This is a genomic window from Kineococcus halophytocola, from assembly GCF_041276425.1.
GTDB lineage: Bacteria > Actinomycetota > Actinomycetes > Actinomycetales > Kineococcaceae > Kineococcus > Kineococcus halophytocola.
Map to the genome: position 1 here is coordinate 63,311 of NZ_JBGFTU010000019.1, position 17,603 is coordinate 80,913.

17 protein-coding genes are annotated in these 17,603 nt (G+C 76.3%); 5 read left to right on the forward strand and 12 right to left on the reverse strand.

Going from position 1 to position 17,603, the window contains the following annotated elements; genetic code table 11:
* Positions 1 to 7 precede the first annotated feature (7 nt).
* On the reverse strand, positions 8 to 925 hold the full coding sequence (locus AB2L27_RS15860) for an NADP-dependent oxidoreductase (RefSeq protein ID WP_370442459.1): 918 nt from the start codon (positions 923 to 925) through the stop codon (positions 8 to 10).
* Positions 926 to 1,013: 88 nt separating this feature from the next.
* Between AB2L27_RS15860 and AB2L27_RS15865 the strand changes: the two genes are divergently transcribed.
* Positions 1,014 to 1,505 carry a MarR family winged helix-turn-helix transcriptional regulator gene (locus AB2L27_RS15865; protein ID WP_370442460.1) on the forward strand — a complete coding sequence of 164 codons (492 nt, stop codon included), beginning with the start codon at positions 1,014 to 1,016 and terminating at the stop codon, positions 1,503 to 1,505.
* A gap of 12 nt (positions 1,506 to 1,517) precedes the next feature.
* Here AB2L27_RS15865 and AB2L27_RS15870 read toward each other — a convergent pair whose 3' ends face one another.
* From AB2L27_RS15870 to AB2L27_RS15880, 3 genes are all read right to left on the reverse strand, one after another.
* Positions 1,518 to 2,075: a CvpA family protein gene (locus AB2L27_RS15870; protein ID WP_370442461.1), complete on the reverse strand. Its 558-nt coding sequence runs from the start codon at positions 2,073 to 2,075 to the stop codon at positions 1,518 to 1,520.
* 154 nt (positions 2,076 to 2,229) lie between these two features.
* Positions 2,230 to 2,865 (reverse strand): aldehyde dehydrogenase family protein, encoded by a 636-nt coding sequence (locus AB2L27_RS15875; protein ID WP_370442462.1) that lies wholly within the window; start codon positions 2,863 to 2,865, stop codon positions 2,230 to 2,232.
* Positions 2,858 to 4,261 (reverse strand): aldehyde dehydrogenase family protein, encoded by a 1,404-nt coding sequence (locus AB2L27_RS15880; RefSeq protein WP_370442463.1) that lies wholly within the window; start codon positions 4,259 to 4,261, stop codon positions 2,858 to 2,860. The genes AB2L27_RS15875 and AB2L27_RS15880 overlap by 8 nt, the downstream gene beginning before the upstream one ends.
* 108 nt (positions 4,262 to 4,369) lie before the next feature.
* On the opposite strand from AB2L27_RS15880, the gene AB2L27_RS15885 reads away from it, so the two are divergent.
* Complete coding sequence (locus AB2L27_RS15885; RefSeq protein WP_370442464.1) at positions 4,370 to 5,947, forward strand: PHP domain-containing protein; 1,578 nt, start codon at positions 4,370 to 4,372, stop codon at positions 5,945 to 5,947.
* A gap of 49 nt (positions 5,948 to 5,996) precedes the next feature.
* On the opposite strand, the gene AB2L27_RS15890 is transcribed toward AB2L27_RS15885, so the two are convergent.
* The gene (locus AB2L27_RS15890; protein WP_370442465.1) at positions 5,997 to 7,676 is read right to left on the reverse strand and encodes a phospho-sugar mutase; all 1,680 of its coding nucleotides are present in this window, start codon (positions 7,674 to 7,676) and stop codon (positions 5,997 to 5,999) included.
* 41 nt (positions 7,677 to 7,717) lie between these two features.
* Between AB2L27_RS15890 and AB2L27_RS15895 the strand changes: the two genes are divergently transcribed.
* The 3 genes from AB2L27_RS15895 (at position 7,718) to AB2L27_RS15905 (ending at position 10,655) form a co-directional block, all read left to right on the forward strand.
* The gene (locus AB2L27_RS15895; protein ID WP_370442466.1) at positions 7,718 to 8,725 is read left to right on the forward strand and encodes a CobW family GTP-binding protein; all 1,008 of its coding nucleotides are present in this window, start codon (positions 7,718 to 7,720) and stop codon (positions 8,723 to 8,725) included.
* Between the two features lie 155 nt (positions 8,726 to 8,880).
* Entirely contained in the window at positions 8,881 to 9,858 is a 978-nt protein-coding gene (locus tag AB2L27_RS15900) for an ATP-binding cassette domain-containing protein (RefSeq protein ID WP_370442467.1), read from the forward strand.
* Positions 9,855 to 10,655 (forward strand): ABC transporter permease, encoded by an 801-nt coding sequence (locus AB2L27_RS15905; RefSeq protein WP_370442468.1) that lies wholly within the window; start codon positions 9,855 to 9,857, stop codon positions 10,653 to 10,655. Before AB2L27_RS15900 ends, AB2L27_RS15905 begins: the two co-directional genes overlap by 4 nt.
* A gap of 8 nt (positions 10,656 to 10,663) precedes the next feature.
* On the opposite strand, the gene AB2L27_RS15910 is transcribed toward AB2L27_RS15905, so the two are convergent.
* The 7 genes from AB2L27_RS15910 to AB2L27_RS15940 are packed head-to-tail and all read right to left on the reverse strand — an operon-like array spanning position 10,664 to position 17,598.
* Positions 10,664 to 11,515, reverse strand: a complete 852-nt coding sequence (locus tag AB2L27_RS15910) for a purine-nucleoside phosphorylase (protein ID WP_370442490.1) — start codon at positions 11,513 to 11,515, stop codon at positions 10,664 to 10,666.
* A 13-nt stretch (positions 11,516 to 11,528) separates the two neighbouring features.
* Entirely contained in the window at positions 11,529 to 11,885 is a 357-nt protein-coding gene (mnhG, locus tag AB2L27_RS15915; RefSeq protein WP_370442469.1) for a monovalent cation/H(+) antiporter subunit G, read from the reverse strand.
* Positions 11,882 to 12,145, reverse strand: a complete 264-nt coding sequence (locus AB2L27_RS15920) for a monovalent cation/H+ antiporter complex subunit F (protein ID WP_370442470.1) — start codon at positions 12,143 to 12,145, stop codon at positions 11,882 to 11,884. Before AB2L27_RS15920 ends, mnhG begins: the two co-directional genes overlap by 4 nt.
* Positions 12,142 to 12,654, reverse strand: a complete 513-nt coding sequence (locus AB2L27_RS15925) for a Na+/H+ antiporter subunit E (RefSeq protein WP_370442471.1) — start codon at positions 12,652 to 12,654, stop codon at positions 12,142 to 12,144. The genes AB2L27_RS15920 and AB2L27_RS15925 overlap by 4 nt, the downstream gene beginning before the upstream one ends.
* A complete protein-coding gene (locus AB2L27_RS15930) occupies positions 12,651 to 14,180 on the reverse strand; it encodes a Na+/H+ antiporter subunit D (RefSeq protein WP_370442472.1) in 1,530 nt (509 codons plus the stop codon). The genes AB2L27_RS15925 and AB2L27_RS15930 overlap by 4 nt, the downstream gene beginning before the upstream one ends.
* Complete coding sequence (locus AB2L27_RS15935; protein ID WP_370442473.1) at positions 14,177 to 14,641, reverse strand: NADH-quinone oxidoreductase subunit K; 465 nt, start codon at positions 14,639 to 14,641, stop codon at positions 14,177 to 14,179. Before AB2L27_RS15935 ends, AB2L27_RS15930 begins: the two co-directional genes overlap by 4 nt.
* Complete coding sequence (locus AB2L27_RS15940) at positions 14,638 to 17,598, reverse strand: Na+/H+ antiporter subunit A (protein ID WP_370442474.1); 2,961 nt, start codon at positions 17,596 to 17,598, stop codon at positions 14,638 to 14,640. Before AB2L27_RS15940 ends, AB2L27_RS15935 begins: the two co-directional genes overlap by 4 nt.
* Between the last annotated feature and the right edge of the window lie 5 nt (positions 17,599 to 17,603).

Below are 17,603 nucleotides of genomic sequence, written 5' to 3' on the forward strand. Positions count from 1 at the left end.
CGGGCGCTCAGGGGATGACGACGACGCGGCCGCGGAACGTCCCGGCCTCCCCGTCGGCGTGGACCCCGGCGAGGTCGGCCAGGGGCCGGTGCTGCGAGACGTCGAGGAGGAGTTCGCCGGCGTCGACCCGGCGGACGAGGTCGGCCAGCTGGGCGGTGTCGTTGCGGACGTAGAGCACGGTCCAGCGCACGTCGCGGTCGGTGTCGTCGGTCAGCGGCAGCGGCGGGGCGCTCACGGCGCGCCCGCCCGGTCGCACGAGGTCGGTGAGGCGGCTCAACTGCGCCGGGTCCCCGGAGACGTTGTTGAACAGCAGGTCGACGGGTGCGTCGAGGGCGTCGGCCAGGGACGTGGCGGTGTAGTCGACCACCTCGTCGGCGCCGCGGGCCAGGACGGCATCCCGGCTGCGGGGGCCGGCCGTGGCGATCACGTGCGCGCCGGCGCGCTTGGCGAGCTGCACGGCGAAACCCCCGACCCCACCGCCGGCGCCGTTGACCAGGACGCGCTCGCCGGGCTGGAGGTGGCCGTGGTCGAACAGGCCCTGGAACGCGGTGAGGCCGGCGACCGGCAGGGCGGCCGCGTCGGCCAGCGGGACCGACCGCGGGGCGGGGACGAGCAGGTCGCGGGGGACGACGGCGAACTCCGCCGCCCCGCCGCCGACGGGGACGCCGAGGAAGGCCACGACGTGCTCGTCCGTCTCGGTGCTGTCCGCCACCACGGTTCCCGACACCTCCAGACCGGGCGTGTAGGGCAGGTCCACGGGGATGAGCTCGGTCATCACGCCCGAGCGGATGGCGGCGTCGACGGCGTTGAAGGTGGTGCCGGCGACCCGGACGAGGGCCTCGCCGGGGCCGGGGACGGGCTGGTCGACCTCGGCGACCTGCAGGACGTCGGGGGTTCCGAAGCGGGTGACCTGGACTGCGCGCACGGTGGGCTTCCTCTCGTCAGGTGCTCCGAATTCGAAGCACGCGGGAAGAGTAGAGCTGCTTCGAATTCGACGCAAGTAGTCTGGCGGGGTGGACCGCACCGGACTCAGCGACCAGCAGCTCGCCGCGTACCTCGCGCTCACTGAGGTGGGGAACCTGCTGCAGCAGGCCGTCGCCGACCAGCTGCGCGCCGACGGCGACCTGAGCCCGGTGCAGTTCCAGGTGCTCGCCCTGCTCGCCGCCCCCGGGGCGCCGCAGTACCGCATGACGGACCTGGCCGACCGCATCGTGTTCAGCCGCAGCGGGTTCACCTACCAGGCGGGGCAGCTCGAGAAGCGCGGTCTCATCGCCCGCGAACCGTCCCCGCAGGACGAGCGCAGCACCGTGGTGCGCCTGACCGACGACGGCCGGGCGCTGCTGGCCGACGTCATGCCCGGGCACGTCGAGGTCGTGCGCAGCCTGCTGGTGGAGGCGGTGCCCGGCGGTGACCTGGGGGCGCTGAGCGCGGTCCTCGGCCCGGTGCGCGACCGGTTGCGCCAGGCCCCGCCCCGCTCGGCCCGGCCGCGGCGCCGGCGGGGCTGAGGGCGGCCCGGGTCAGCGGCCGGGGGCGGCCTCGACGAGTCCCCGGGCGCCCTGCCCGACCGCCTCGACCGTCCCGCTGACGACCTGCCGGGCGCGGTCCAGACCGGCGCCGCCGAACTCGCCCGGTCCGCCGAACCCCCCGACGGGGTTCCCGGGCAGCAGCGGCAGGACGAGGGCGAGCACCAGCACGGCGAGCCCGCCGCGCACGACGGCCCCCGCGGCGCGGTCGACGACGCGCAGGTGGACGGCGCCCAGCGCCCGGGACAGCGCGGTGCCGAGCGCGCCGCCGAGGCCCGCGCCGACGACGGCGAGCACGACGACGGCGCCGGCGACGAGGGCGACCTCGTCCCAGCCCGTCTGCGGCCACCGGGCCTCGATCCGGTCGGCGACGGTGAACCCGGCGACCGCCCCGGCACCGAGGCCGAGGAGGGTCAGCACGAGGCGCGAGGCCCCGCGGCGCCAGCCGGAACGGGCGGCCAGGACGACGACGAGCACCGCCAGGGCCAGCACGAGGAGGCCGGCCGGACGCACGTCGCCGGGCAGGTGCGGGGGCAGGGAGGAGATGTCCACGCCAGGACGGTAGGCACGGTGGTGCACTGCGGAACAGCTGTGCGGCAGGAAGTTCAGGGTCGGTTCAGGGTTTCCCCCGACGGGTTCGCGGCGGTCGCGCGAACCGTTCACCGGTCCTGCGCAGCTCCTCCCCGGAACGTCCCGGCGGGCCGCGTCAGGCGGGCCGGACGGCTCCGGTGAACAACGGCCCGACGAGCGCGAGGTCGTCGAGGTCGACCAGGTGCCCGGCGGGCAGCGGGGGCAGGACGCGCGTCCCGGCCTCGGCGCAGGCCAGGCGCAGGCCGGCGTCCCAGTCGCCGGGGGCCGCGCGGGCGTCGAGGAGGGTGACGGTCGTCGCCAGCTCCCGCACGGTGCCCGGGTCGCGGGCCACCACGGTCACGGCCGCGGCGGGGAACTCCGCGGCGACGACGTCGACGAGGGCGCCGACGGCGGCGGAGTCGTGGGCGACGACGCAGCGGGCGCCCGCGGCGAGCGCCGAGCACAGGACGCGGGCCGCGCCGAGGAACTCCTCGGGGGCCAGGACGCCCAGCGGCGGCGGGCGCCGGCCCCCGGCCGCCGCGGGCAGGACGAGGTCGAGCTTGTCGGCCCACCCGGCCCACCGGACGATCGTGTCGATCGAGCCGTCGACCTGCCGCACGGCCTCGGAGATGCGGCAGCGGTGCGCCCGGCGGACCTGCTCGACGAACCGCTGCCGCCCGGCCTCGACCTCGGCCGCCGCGGCCAGCAGCGCCCGTCCGCGCCGGGCGGCGCCGTGGGTGGGGGAGCGGGGCCGGACGGGGCGTTCACCCACGGCACGCGCGCAGCAGGTCGAGGGCGTCGCGGCGCGGGTCCGGCGGGGCGGGCACCTCGGTGCCCAGCTCCCCGCCCCAGACGGTGACCGAGCCGGCACCGGTGAGGTGGGTCAGCGCGTCCTCGGGGGAGCGGATCGAGCGCACCCCCAGGACGGGGCCGGGGGGCGGCCAGGCGCTGTGGCGGCCGACGGTCGCGATCCCCGGCGGTGCCCACCAGCCCCCGGGGGGCAGCCCGGCGGGCAGGCCGGCGGTGGCGTCGAGGACCTCGCGGGCGGCCCGGGCCAGGTGCGGGGTGGGCACGGGGCCCACGGCGGTGGCCCGGTCCAGCGGGTGACCGGTGTGCAGGCGCGAGACCACCGGCCCCACCCGGGCCACGAGCGCGTCCACGACGCTGCGGTGGGCCAGCACGCGGGACCCGCCGGGCCGTTCGTGGGCCCCGCCGATGGCGGCCTCGACCAGGGCCAGCGCCACGGCCTCCAGGTCGGCCCCGGCCAGGACGACGTCCACGTGCGGGGCGTCGGGACGCTGCAGCAGGGGCGTCCCGCGCCCGGCGAGCGCGACCCCCACCGCGCGCAGGTCCTCGGCCGAGCCGTCGGCGCGCACGGCGACGAGGTCGGGGTGGGCCCACAGGGCCGCGTCCGTCGCGGCGTCGGCGCCGGGGGCGGAACGGACGAGCCCGGCGGGCACCCCGGCCTCCTCCAGCAGCCGCACGAACTGCCGCGCGGTCGCGGCGGCCGCGGGTCGGGCCCGCAGCACGACCCCGCAGCCGGTGGCCAGGGCGGCCACGACGGCGCTGAGGGCGTCGGCGGTGCTCGTGCGCCACGTCGTCAGGAGCACCACGACCCCGCCCCCGGGGCGGTGCGCGGCGCCGACGTCCTCGAGCTTGTCGGCCCAGCCGGCGGCGGAGAACGCGGCGGCGTGGGCGGCCGGGGCGTCGAGGGTGAACCCGGCGGCCAGGGGGCGGCCGGTGGTCAGGGCGGCGGTGACGGCCAGGGCCCGGACGTGCCCGGCGAGGACGTCGGAGACGGCGAACAGGAACCGCGCCCGGTCCTGGGCCGAGAGCCAGGCCCAGTCGGTGCGGCTGGTGGTGGCGACGGCGGTGGCGATGTCGCGGGCCAGGTCCGGGCCGGTGTCCTCCACCCGCAGCAGGCATTCGCCCGTCGTGGGGGCCAGCACGTCGAGCAGGTCCCCGGTGGTGGCTGTGGTGGTGGTGGCGGTGGACGTGCCGTCGTGGGGGGTGCCGGGCCCGTCGGCCAGGACGAGGCCGGGGACCTCGTCGGGCAGCGTGGCCGTGCCCGGGACCGGCACGGGCGAGGCGGCCAGGGACTCGGCGGCGGCGGGCAGGTCGAGGGTCGTGACGCGCAGCGGGGACTCCCGCGGGGCAGTCAGACCCACGACAGCATCCGGTAGCGAGGCGCTCACGAAGCGTGAGTCTACTGAGGTTCCTGAGTTCTGAGAGGGCCGTTCGGGGGATGTGACCGGCGCACTGGCAGGGTGGGCCCCGTGGCCGCCTCCCCGCACGAGCACCCGCACGCCCACCCGCACCCGCACACCCACTCCCACGCGCTGCCCGCCGACCCGGTGACGACGCCCGGGGACGACCGCGAGTACGCCTGGTACGCCGGGGACCACCACATCCACACCACGTTCTCCCGCGACGCCATGTACTCCGTCGACGACCAGGTGCGCCGGGGCCGGGCGTGCGGGCTGGACTGGATGGTCATCACCGACCACGGCGGCCCCGACCACGCCAAGCAGTCCGTCGCCCTGCAGACCCCCCTCATCGCCCAGGCCCGCCGCCGCCACGACGTCCTCGTCTTCCAGGGCATGGAGTGGAACATCCCCGGCGCCGAGCACGCGACGTTCATCGCCCCCGAGCACGAGGGCACCCCGGACCTGCTGCAACGCTTCGAGCGGATGTTCGACGGCGACGTCCTGGCGGCCCGGCAGAACCCCGGCGGCCGCCGGCTCATCCGGGACTCCGTCGAGGGCGGACCCGTCGCCGAGCAGCTCGGCCTGGACGCGCTCGCCTGGCTCGTGGAGGAACTGCGCACCGGGGCGGTCGGGGAGGCGCTCGTCCTGTCCAACCACCCCATGCGCACCGGCCGCGTCTCCCCCTCGAAGGTCCGCGGCTGGCGCGACACCGCCCCCGGCGTGTTCGTCGGCTGGGAGGGCGCGCCCGGGCACCAGGCCGCCGCGCTGGCCGCGCCGCTGGGGCGCGGACGGGGCCGCGGCCAGTACGACGAGAGCCCCGGCCGCTGGTCCTTCCCCGGCTACGACCTCGACCAGTACCGCACCTGGGGCGGGTTCGACGCCGCCACCGCGCGGATGGGGGGTCTGTGGGACTCCCTGCTCGCCGAGGGCCTGCCGTGGTGGATCACCGCGAACTCCGACAACCACTTCGACATCGGCGACACCGTCGCCGTCGGCAACCCCTCCGCCGAGCACTACCGCCGCCACGGATCGCGCGGGGAACCCGTGCAGACCGGCGTCGTGCAGCACGGGTACGTCGACTTCGCCCCCGGTCTCTACTCGCGCACCTGCGTCGGGTCCACCACGCGCGACTACCGCTCGGTGATGGCCGCGCTGCGCTCGGGCCGGGTGTTCGTCGTCCACGGGGGGCTCGTGCGCGCGGTGGAGGGGCGGGTGCGCACCGGCCCGGGCCCCGGCGTCACGTTCGGGGCCCGCACCAGCGTCGCCCGCGGCGGGGACGTCGAGGTCGAACTGCGCGTCGACCCCGCCGTCGAACCCAACGGCGGCGGCGAGGTGCCGCGGTCGGCGCGGTGGGACGTCATCGTCGGCACCGTCACCGGCCGCGTCGCCGACACCGACCGCGACCTGTTCGAGGCCCCCGGCACCCGCGTCGTGGAGAGCTTCGAGGTGCCCGCGCACGCGACCGGTCCGCAGGTGTTCCGGACCGTGCTGCGCGGGGTCGCCGACCCGCTCTACGTCCGCTTCCGCGGCAGCGACGGCCGGCACGCCGACGCCGACGGGCACCCCCGCGTCGACCGGATCGGGGACTCCGACCCGTGGGACGACCTGTGGTGCTACACGAACCCGGTGTTCGTCGACGTGGTCTGAGGACGTCCCGGTCGGCGGGGTCCCGCAGGCCCGCCGGGGCGGACCCCGGTCAGGCCGTGGCCGCGCGCACGTCGGCCAGGACGGCGTCCAGGCGCTCGCGGGCCCCGGCCCGCACGACGGTCAGGTCCGTCCCCTCGGGCACGTCGGCCACGACCTCGCAGTAGCACTTCAGCTTCGGTTCGGTGCCGCTGGGGCGCACGACGACGCGGGTCCCGTCGGCGGTGCGGAACCGCAGGCCGTCGGTCGGCGGCAACCCGTCGAGACCGTCGGCGAGGTCCTCGGTCGTCGTCACCGGTGAACCGCCGAGGGCCGCGGGGGGTTCGGCACGCAACCGGGCCATCGTGGCGGGGATGACGGCGAGGTCGTCGACCCGGACGGTGACCGGCGCGGTGAGGTGCACGCCGTCGGTGCGGTCCAGGACGTCCAGGACGTCCAGCAGCGTGCGGCCGGCGGCGAGTTCCCGGCGCACGACCGTGGCCACGAGCAGCGAGGCCGAGATGCCGTCCTTGTCCCGCACGACCTCCGGGGCGACGCAGTAGCCGATGGCCTCCTCGTAGCCGAACGTCAGTCCCGGCACGCGCGCGATCCACTTGAACCCCGTCAGGGCGGAGGCGAACCGGGCGCCCGTGCGGGCCGCGACCCGCCGCAGCGCCTGGGAACTGACGACCGAGCAGGCCAGCACCGCCCCGGGGGTGGCGAGTTCCTGACCCAGCAACCGGCCCAGTTCGTCGCCGGTGAGCTGGCGGAAACCGTCGGGCGTCGGCACGGCGACGCAGCAGCGGTCGGCGTCGGGGTCGACGGCGAGCACGACGTCGGCCCCCACCCGCTGCGCGAGGGCGACGGCCCGGTCCAGCGCGCCGGGTTCCTCGGGGTTGGGGAACGGCACGGTCGGGAACGCGGGGTCGGGGTCGGCCTGCTCGGCGACGGAGTGGACGTCGGTGAAACCGCCGCGGCGCAACGCCTCCAGCAGCACCGGGCCGCCCACCCCGTGCATCGCGGTGACGACGATCCGCGGGGCCCGGCCGGGAGCACCCGCGCCGATCGCCGCGCCGATCGCGGCGAGGTAGTCCGCGACGACGTCGTCGCCGAGCACGGTCCACCCCTCGGCGGCCCGGGGCAGGTCCCGCAGCGGGCCCACGGCGGCGATCTGCTCGGCGATCTCGGCGTCCACGGGCGGGACGATCTGCACCCCGCGGCCCTCCGGACCGCTCGCCCGGCCGCCGAGGTAGACCTTGTACCCGTTGTCGGCCGCGGGGTTGTGGCTCGCGGTGACCATGACCCCCGCGTCGGCGGCCAGGTGGCGGACGGCGAACGCCAGCACCGGCGTCGGCAGCGGCCGCGGCAGCAGCAGCACCTCGCACCCGGCGGCCGTCAGGACGGCGGCGGAGTCGTCGGCGAACTCCCGCGACCCGTTCCGCGCGTCCAGCCCGACGACGACGCGGGGCCGCTCGAACCGCCCGGTCAGCCACGCGCCGAGCCCGGCCGCGGCGCGCTGGACGACGGCGCGGTTCATCCGGTGCTGCCCGGCGCCGACGCGGCCGCGCAGACCGGCCGTCCCGAACTCCAGCGGACCGGAGAACCGGTCCTGCAGCTCGGCCGTCGCGGTGGCCGACCCGGCCCGGGAGGCCTCGAGCAGGGTCTGCAGCTCGGCCCGGTCCCGGTCGTCGGGGTCGTCGGCGATCCACGCCTCGACGAGGGAACCGACCCGGTCGTTCAACGGTGCGTCCACGGGCGCAGCCTACGAGGGGCCGACCGGGCCGCGGTGCGACCATGGGTGGTGTGAGCATCCCCGTCGTGGTCCTGGCCGGGTTCCTCGGCGCCGGCAAGACGACCGTGCTCAACCACCTGCTGCGCTCGGCCGCCGACGTCCGGCTCGGGGTCGTCGTCAACGACTTCGGCGCCGTCGGCGTGGACGCGATGCTCGTCTCCGGCTGGGCCGACAGCACGGTGTCGCTGGAGAACGGGTGCCTGTGCTGCTCCACCGAGGACGGCACGGTCGACGAACTCCTGACCCGGCTCACGGCCCGGCGCGGGCCGGACGCGCTGGACGCCGTCGTCGTGGAGGCCAGCGGCGTCGCCGAACCCGCCGCGATGGTGCGCCAGGTCCTGACCAGCACGGTGCCCGGTGTGCGCTACGGCGGTCTGGTCGTCGTGGTCGACGGGGTCGAGTTCGAGACCGTCCGCCGGCGCCACCGGCAGCTCGACGACCACGTCGCGATGGCCGACGTGGTCATCCTCAGCAAGACCGACCTGCTGGAGGAGGCCGCCGTCGCGCGCGTCACCGCCCGCTGCCGGGAGCTGAACGGGTGGGCGCCCCTCGTCCCCGCCGCGAACGGGTCGCTGGACCCGCGGCTGCTGTTCGAGGCCGGGCCGCCCCGCACCCGTCAGCTCGCGCTGGGGGAGGCGGTGCCCGACGAGGCCGCCCACCTGCACTCCTTCTACGACGCGGTGGAGTTCCGCAGCCCCGACCCCCTGGACCCGCGCCGGTTCACGGCCTTCCTCGACGCCCGGCCCTCGGGGGTGTTCCGCGTCAAGGGACCGGTCCGGTTCGCCGGCGCGGACGAGCGGTACCTGCTGCAGACCGTCGGGGCGGCCGTGCGGTTCACCCGCGGACCGTGGCCGCGGGGGGCGCCGCGCGCGACCGAGCTGGTGCTCGTCGGTGCCGGGCTCGACGCACCCGCCCTGCTCGCGGACCTGCGGGCGTGCGTGCAGACGGCGGGGGAGCCGGTCGACGAGTGGGCGATGATGGCCGTCCTGCGCAGCACCGAGGGCGTCTGAGCCCCACGCGGCACCTCCCGCCACCGCACCCGGGCACCGCCCACCGGTGAGTTCGGCGCCCCGCCGGGGTCGGGAGGGGCAGGGCCGGGGAACGGCCGGCGACGATCGGGGAAAGGACGGGCGTGGTGTCGGAGGTCATCTCTAGGGTCGGGGCCATGACGGGGCACGCGGTGCAGGCACGGGGGCTGGTGAAGCGGTACGGCGACGTCACCGCGGTGGCGGGGGTCGACGTCGACGTCCCCGAGGGGACGGTGCTGGCCCTGCTGGGGCCCAACGGCGCCGGCAAGACGACGACGGTGCGGATGCTCACGACGCTGCTCGTGCCCGACGAGGGGACGGCCACCGTCGCCGGGGTCGACGTCGTGAAGGACCCGCGGGAGGTGCGCCGGCGGATCGGGCTGTCGGGGCAGTACGCGGCCGTGGACGAGAACCTCACCGGGTTCGAGAACCTCGACATGGTCGGGCGGCTGTACCACCTGGGCCGCCGGCGGGCGCGGGAACGGGCCCGGGAGCTGCTGGAGCAGTTCCGCCTCACCGGCGCGGCCGACCGCGTGGCCAAGACGTACTCCGGCGGGATGCGCCGCCGCCTGGACCTGGCCGGGGCCCTCGTCGCGCAGCCGCCCGTGCTGTTCCTCGACGAGCCGACGACGGGGCTGGACCCGCGCTCGCGCAACGACATGTGGGAGCTGCTGACGACGATGGTCAGCGGCGGCACGACGCTGCTGCTGACCACGCAGTACCTGGAGGAGGCCGAACGCCTCGCCGACGACATCGTCGTCATCGACCACGGCCGGGTCATCGCCCGCGGCACGGCCGACGAGCTCAAGACGCAGGTCGGCGGTCAGCGCGTGGAACTGGTCGTCGCCGCCGACCACGAGGTCGCCACGGCCGTGGAGGCCCTGCGGCCGCTGGCCGTGGGCGAGGTGCAGGTCGACCGCCGCGCCCGCCGCGTCACCGTCCCCGTCAGCGGGGGGACGCCCGCCCTGGTCGACGCCCTGCGCCGCCTGGAGCAGGCGGGGGTCGTCCCCCTCGACGCGGGGTTGCGCCGGCCGACGATGGACGACGTCTTCCTCACCCTCACGGGCAAACCGGCGGAGGAACTGGTCACCGAACAGGAAGGGGCGGACGCGTGAGTTCCCTCGGGACGGCCCTGGCCGACGGCTCCGTCGTCGCCAAGCGCAACCTCATCAAGATCAAGCGGATCCCGGACCTGCTGGTCGGGACGCTCATCTCACCCATCATGTTCATCCTGCTGTTCGGGTACGTCTTCGGCGGCGCCATCGAGGTGCCGGGCGGCAACTACCGCGAGTTCCTCGTGCCGGGGATCTTCGCCCAGACCGTCATCTTCGGGGCCACCATCACCGGCGCCGGCCTCGCCGACGACATGCAGAAGGGGATCATCGAGCGGTTCCGGTCGCTGCCCATGGCGCAGTCGGCCGTGCTCGTGGGGCGGACGACCTCCGACATCGCCACCAACGTCATCGTCACCGTCATCATGTCGCTGACCGGGCTGGTCATCGGCTGGCGCATCCGCACGTCGTTCCTCGACGCCGTCGTCGGCTACCTGCTGCTGCTGCTGTTCGCGTACGCGATCTCGTGGTGCATGGCGCTGCTGGGGCTGCTCATCCGGACCCCGGAGGCGTTCAACAACCTGACGTTCATCACGATCTTCCCCATCACCTTCGTGACGAACGCCTTCGTGCCGCTGGAGACGTTCCCTTCGGTGCTGCGCACCGTCGCGGAGTGGAACCCCGTCTCCACGCTGGTCCAGGCCGCCCGCGAGCAGTTCGGCAACGTCCCACCCGGGACCGTCACCGACGCCTGGCCCCTGGCGAACCCGCTGCTCTACACGCTCGCGTGGATCGTCGTCATCCTGCTCGTCTTCATCCCGCTGGCGACCCGCCAGTACCGGCGGGCCGCCGCGCGCTGACCGCGGGGTCAGAGCAGCGGGACGACCCCCGCGAGGAGGTCCGCGCAGCGCCCGGCCGCGTCCCGGCCGGCCTGCAGGACCTCCTCGTGGGACAGCGGCTCGTCCGAGACGCCCGCCGCGAGGTTCGTCACCAGGGAGAACCCGAGGACGCGCATCCCGGCGTGGCGGGCCGCGACGGCCTCCAGCGCGGTCGACATGCCGACGAGGGAGGCGCCGAGCACACCGGCCATCCGCACCTCGGCGGGCGTCTCGTACTGCGGGCCGTGGAACTGGGCGTAGACACCCTCGCGCAGCGAGGGGTCCACCGTCCGGGCCAGGTCCCGCAGCTCGCTCGCGTACAGGTCGGTGAGGTCGACGAACGTCGGCCCCTCCAGCGTCGTGGCGCCGGTGAGGTTGAGGTGGTCGGAGATGAGCACGGGGGAGCCGGGCGCGATCGAGCGGTCCAGCCCGCCGCAGCCGTTGGTCAGCACGACCGTCCGGCAGCCGGCGGCCGCGGCGACCCGGACGCCGTGCGCGACGGCCCGCACCCCGTGGCCCTCGTAGTAGTGGCTGCGCGGCAGGACCAGCGCCCGCAGCGGGTCGGCGCCCTCGCGGGCCACGCGGATCGAGCGGACCGTCCCGCCGTGCCCGACGACGGCGGGGGCGCGGAAGCCCGGCAGCTCCGGGGCGGGCACCTCGGCGACGACCTCACCGAGCCGGTCGGCCGCCGCGGCCCACCCCGAGCCCAGCACGAGGGCGACGTCGTGCCGGTCGGCACCGGTCAGTTCCGCCAGCCGCCTCGCCGCGCGGCCGGCGAGCTCGAAGGGGTCCCCGCCGGCGGCGGGAGCGGCGGGACCGGGACCGGGGGGAGCGTCGTGCATCACGCCGCCCAGCCTAGGGCCCGTCCTCCCGGTCCCCGGCTTCGTGCGCCGCCAGGTCGTCACGGCGCAGACCCGCGCGCGGCACCGCCCCGGAGCGGTGACCGGCCCGGGCCAGGACGTGCGCGGACACCGGTGTGGTGAGCACCTGGAAGACCGCGACCAGCAGCAGGGCGGCGGAGGCGGCGACGCTGCGCAGGTGCAGGGCCGTCCCCAGCAGCACCAGCAGCAACCCCAGCACCTGCGGCTTGCTGCCGGCGTGGATGCGCAGCCACAGGTCGCCGAAGCGCAGCAACCCCACGCCCGCGGTGACGGCGAAGGCGGCGCCGGCGACCACCAGCACGCCCGCGACCACGTCGAGCACGTCGCTCACCGCTCGTCCCCCCCGACGAAGCGGGCCACGGCCACCGAACCGGCGAAACCGAGCAGCGACAGCACCAGCAGCACCGGCAGGTAGACCGTCGAGTCCCGGTCCGCGGCCACGACGGCGAGACCGCAGAGCAGGACCGCGACGAACGAGTCGACGGCGGTGGTCCGGTCCAGCGTCGTCGGACCGCGGACCACGCGGACGGCCACGAGGACCGCGGCCGTGCTCAGGAGCCCCAGGGCGGCCCAGACGAAGACGTCGTTCACGGCTCCTCCTCCTCCTCGCGCGCGGGGAAGGCGCCCCGCACCTTCGCCTCCAGCCCCAGCACCTGCTCGCGGACCCGCTCGGGCACGTCGGCGACGTCGCCGGTGACCGGCACGTGCACGTACAGCGTGGCGCTGGGGACGTCCACGTCCACGGTCAGCGTGCCCGGGACCAGGGTGAGCAGCTGCGCGGTCGTGGTCAGGACTTCGTCGGAACCGTCGCGCAGGCCGACGGCGACGATCGCGCCCGCCGGCGCGGGCCCGGGGCGCACCGACAACCAGGCCATCTCCACGCTGGAGCGGACCAGGTCGACCAGCACGTGCCCCAGGAGCAGCCCCAGCCCGACCGGGGCCAGCCGCCGCCGGGAGGGGATGTCCGGCAGCCGGGCGGAGAACACCAGGGCGGCCACGACGAGGACCCCGCCGACGGCGTTCAGCGGGGTGACCTTCCCCCACAGCGCGAACCAGGTCAGGAGCATCATCAGCGCCGCCAGCGCCCGGGACAGCCTCACGGCGCCCCCCGCCCGTCGTCCACGCCGCCGACGACGACCTGGTAGCGCCGCGCGTCGGAGGTGTCCTGCGCGGCGGTCCGCGCGAGCGAGAGCAACGGACCCCCGGCCAGGGACAGACCCGTGACGAGGACGACCACCGCCGCCGTCGCCGCCGTCATCGCCCGGTGCGCCGGGCGCGGGGCCGCCGGACTCGCCCCCTCGCGGACCGCCGACCCGCCGTTCCAGAACGCCGCGGACCACACCCGGGCGACGGCGTACAGGGTCAGCAGGCTCGTCAGCACCGCCCCGGCCACCAGGGTCCACGCGTCCCACCCGCCGTCCGCGGCCCCGGCCCGCAGCAGGGCGAGCTTGCCGAGGAAACCCGAGAACGGGGGGATGCCCGCCAGGTTCAGGGCCGGCAGCAGGAACAGCACGGCCGTCCCCGGGGCCGCGGCCGCCAACCCGCCCAGCCGGCGCAGCGACGTCGTCCCCGTCCGGTGCTCCAGGAGACCGACCACCAGGAACAGCGCCGTCTGCACCAGGATGTGGTGCACCGCGTAGAAGACGGCCGCGGCCACCCCGGCGGTCGTGCCCAGCGCCACGCCGAACAGCATGTAGCCGATGTGGCTGACCAGCGTGAACGACAGCAGCCGGCGCAGGTCGTCCTGGACCAGGGCGCCGAGGATGCCCACCACGAGCGTGGCCAGGGCGACCGCCATCAGCGGCACCCGCAGCGTGCCGGCGCCGAACAGCAGGTCGTGGGTGCGGATGACGGCGTAGACGCCCACCTTCGTGAGCAGACCCGCGAAGACCGCGGCGACCGGCGCCGCCGCGGCCGGGTAGCTGTCGGGCAGCCAGCCCGAGAGCGGGAACGCCGCGGCCTTGATGCCGAAGGCGACCAGCAGCACCAGCTGCAGAGCGGTCGCCACCGGGGCCGGCAGGGCCGCGATCCGGCCCGGCAGGTCGGCCATCGCGACCGTCCCGGTCGCCGCGTAGACCAGCCCGACCGCGGTGAGGAACAGCAGCGACGACGTCAGCGACACCACGACGTAGGTGGCGCTCGCCCGGATCCGGGTGCTCGTCCCGCCCAGGGACAGCAGGACGTAGCTGGCGGTGAGCAGCACCTCGAACCCGACGTAGAGGTTGAACAGGTCCGCGGCGAGGAAGGCGATGCACATCCCGGCGGTCAGGGCGAGGTAGGTCGGGTGGTAGATCGACACCGGCGCCGAGGCGTCGTCGCCCGTGCGCCCCTGACCGGTCGAGAACACCATCACCGCCAGCGCGACCACCGTCGACGTCAGCAGCACCAGGGTGGACAGGCGGTCGGCGACCAGGCCGATGCCGACCCCGGCCGGCCAGCCGCCGACGGTGACCTGCTGCGGCCCCTCGGTGACGGCCAGCACCAGCAGAGCGGCGGCCGCGGCGACCACCCCCGTCAGCACCGCGGTGGTGACGAGCCGCTGGGCGCGGGGACGGTGACCCAGCACGAGCGTGACGGCGCAACCGACCAGGCACAGCAGCACGGGCAGCGGGACCAGGACCCTCACGAGGCGCCCTCCCCGTGCGGGGCACCGCGCCGGGACGCCCCGGTCGGTCCGGCCGGCCCGTCCTGCTCGTCCTCCCGGTGCTCCTCGGCGGTCTCCCCGCGGGTGCGCAGGTGCTCGTCGGCGTCCCGCACGACGTCGTCGCCGTCGAGGCGGCTGAGCCGGTAGGCCAGGGCCAGCCCGAAGGCCGTCACCGCGAACGTGATGACGATCGCCGTCAGCACGAACGCCTGCGGCAGCGGGTCCGCCGCCCCCGGCAGGGTCTCCTCGGACACCTCACCGCCGGCGCCCAGCACCGGCGCCGGACCGGCGGGACCGGCCGCCGAGACCAGCAGCAGGTTCACGCCGTTGCTGGCCACCACGATCCCGAGCACGACGCGGCTCAGGTGCCGGGAGCTCAGCAGGTAGACGCCGACGGCGATCAACCCGCCGACGGTGATCGTCAGCACGACGGTGGGACTCACGGGCGCACCGCCTCCCGCCCCGCACCGACGGCCCCGTCGCCGCGGTCGCGCTCGTCGTGGGCGTCCACCCCCGCGCCCAGGCTGCGCAGCACGTCCAGCACCGTCGCCACGACCACCAGGTAGACCCCCACGTCGAAGCCGAGCGCCGAGACCAGGTGCACCTCGCCCAGCACGGGCACGTGCACGTCCACCGAGGCGCTCTGGAAGACCTGACCGCCCAGCGCGAGCGGCACCAGCCCGGTCAGGGCGGTGATCAGCAGCCCGAGGCCGAGCAGCACCCCCGCGTCCACGCGCAGCGTCTCGCCCAGCTCGTAGCGGCCGCCGGCCGCGTAGCGCAGGAACAACGCCAGCCCGGCGACCAGGCCCGCGGCGAAACCCCCGCCGGGACGGTCGTGCCCGACCAGCAGCAGGTGCACGGAGAGCACGAGGACGGCCCCGAAGACCAGCCGCACCGCGATCTCCAGCACCGACGTGCGCCGCTCCGGCGGCAGCGTCTGCACCGCGGCCAGCCACCTGCCGCGGGGCGCGCTGTCCGGGCCGGGGCCCAGGTCCCTGCCCTCCCAGCTCGAGCTCATGCCCGCGCCGGCGCCGCCGTCCTCGCCGGTCTGCGCCAGCCCCGGGGCCCCGCCGTCGCGGTGGCGCAGGAAGACCATGCTCGCCACCCCCGTCGCCGCCGCGACCAGCACCGTGATCTCCCCGAAGGTGTCCCAGGACCGCAGGTCGACGATCGTGACGTTGACGACGTCCGCACCGCCCCCCTCCGTGACGGCCAGCCGCGCGAGCAGGTCCGAGACGCCCCCGGCGCTGCGGGCGCCGAGGGCGACCGCCGCCATCAGCGCGGCCACGGTGCCCGCCCCGAGGGCCACCACCAGCCGCAACGCCCGCGGCGGCCCGTCGACGCCGTCCCCGGTGGGAGCCTCGAAGCGCGGGGGCAGCCGGCGCAGCACCAGGAGGGCCACCGCGAGGGTCACCGTCTCCACCAGGGCCTGCGTCAGCGCGAGGTCGGGGGCCCCGGCCACCGCGAAGAGCCCGGCCAGGGCGTACCCGCACACCCCGACGACGAGGAAGGCCGACCGGCGCTCGCGCAGCGCGGCGGCCCCGACCGCCCCCAGCAGCGTCAACCCGGCCAGCAGCGGCTGCACCGGGGCGTCGAAGCCCCGCCACTCCCGCGGCCACGCGCCCGAGGTCAGCGCCAGGACCAGGCCCGTGCCCGGTCCCAGGACCAGCGTGCCCGCCACGACCAGCACGTACTGCGGCAGCGACCCGCGCTGGTGGGCCCGCGTGGTGCGCGCGGCGAGGGCGTCCAGGCCCAGCAGCACCCCGTCCTGCACGCGTCCGGCGGGCAGGGCCCGCAGGGGCCGCACGGCCATCCGCACCTGCCGGTGCAGCAACCGGTCGCGGACGGCGACGAGCAGCGCGCCGCCGCCCAGGGCGACAGCCGAGGCCGCCAGCGCGGGCGTCAGGCCGTGCCACAGCGCCAGCTCGTACGCCTCCCCGCCCCCGACCCCACCGGGGACCTGCTCGACGACGGCGCGCACCAGCGCGTCGACGGGCCCCGGGACCAGGCCGAGCACCAGCCCGGCCAGCGCCCCCGCGGCCGGCGGCACCACCAGCGCCGCGCCGGGGCGGTGCAGGGGCGTGGCCGGCGCGCCCGGCCGGGTGCCGAACCCGCCCAGCACGAACCGGGCGCTGTACGCCACCGTCAGCGCCGAGCCGACCACCAGGACCACCAGCACCACCCGGTCGCCGGGGCCGCCGTGCGCGGCGAACGCCTCGAACCCGGCCTCGTGGGTGATGAAGCCCAGCAGCGGCGGGACCCCGGCCATCGAGGCGGCGGCCAGCACCGAGACCACGAACAACGGGCGCGCGGTGCGGTGCAGCCCGGACAGCTCCCGCACGTCCCGCGTCCCCGCCGCGTGGTCCACCGCCCCGGCCACCATGAACAGCGCCGACTTGAACAGCGCGTGGGTGAGCAGGAGCCCGGTCCCGGCCGTGGCCGCCGTGCGCTCGCCGGCACCGAGGAGCACGACCATGAAACCCAGCTCGCTGATCGTGCCGTGCGCCAGGAGCAGCTTGAGGTCGAACTGCCGCAGCGCCCGCCAGGCCCCCACGAGCATCGTCGCCCCGCCGAGGGCGAGCGCCGTCGTGCGCCAGGCGGGCACCTCGGCGAACACCGGCCCGAACCGGGCGATGAGGAACACCCCGGCCTTGACCATGGCGGCCGCGTGCAGGTAGGCGCTGACGGGGGTGGGGGCCACCATCGCCCCGGGCAGCCAGGCCGTGACCGGCAGCAGCGCCGACTTGGTCACCGCTCCCACCAGCAGGAGCACGGCGGCGACGGTCACGGCGGGGGAGGCGGCCGGCGGGTCGGCCAGCAGGGCGGAGATGCGCGTCGTCCCCGCCTCCCGGGCCAGCAGGACCACCCCCACCAGGAGGGCCAGGCCCCCGGCCGTGGTGACCAGCAGGGCGTGCACGGCCGCCCGGCGGGCCTCGCGCCGGGCGCCGCCGGACCCGACCAGCCACCAGCTCAGGACGGTGGTCAGCTCCCAGAAGACGTAGAGCAGGACCAGGTCGTCGGCCAGCACCAGGCCGAGCATCGCGCCGGCGAAGGCGAGCAGCGCCGGGACGGTGCGGACCCGGTCGGCGGCCTCCTCCGGCCCGGCGAAGTACCCGGCCGAGTACAGCAGCACCAGGGCGCCGACGCCGGCCACGACCAGGACGAGGACGCCCGACAGCGGGTCCAGACGCAGCGCCAGGTCCAGGTCCAGGTCCGGGACCCACGGCAGCTCGACCGTCCGGGTCGCGGCGAGGCCGTCGGTGGCCCACACGCCCAGGAGCCAGGCCAGCGCCGCCAGGGGCGGCACGGTGGTCAGCAGGACGCCGCGGGTGCCCCAGCGCCGCACCACGGGGACGGCCAGGAGGGCACCCGCCGCGTGCAGCAGGAGCAGGACGGTCATGACGC

Excerpts from the sequence above, each read along its gene's own strand:
- AB2L27_RS15895 (WP_370442466.1), top strand. The coding sequence starts at position 7,718 with ATGGGTGGTGTGAGCATCCCCGTCGTGGTCCTGGCCGGGTTCCTCGGC.
- AB2L27_RS15910 (WP_370442490.1), bottom strand. The coding sequence starts at position 11,515 with ATGCACGACGCTCCCCCCGGTCCCGGTCCCGCCGCTCCCGCCGCCGGC.
- AB2L27_RS15900 (WP_370442467.1), top strand. The coding sequence starts at position 8,881 with ATGACGGGGCACGCGGTGCAGGCACGGGGGCTGGTGAAGCGGTACGGC.
- AB2L27_RS15940 (WP_370442474.1), bottom strand. The coding sequence starts at position 17,598 with ATGACCGTCCTGCTCCTGCTGCACGCGGCGGGTGCCCTCCTGGCCGTC.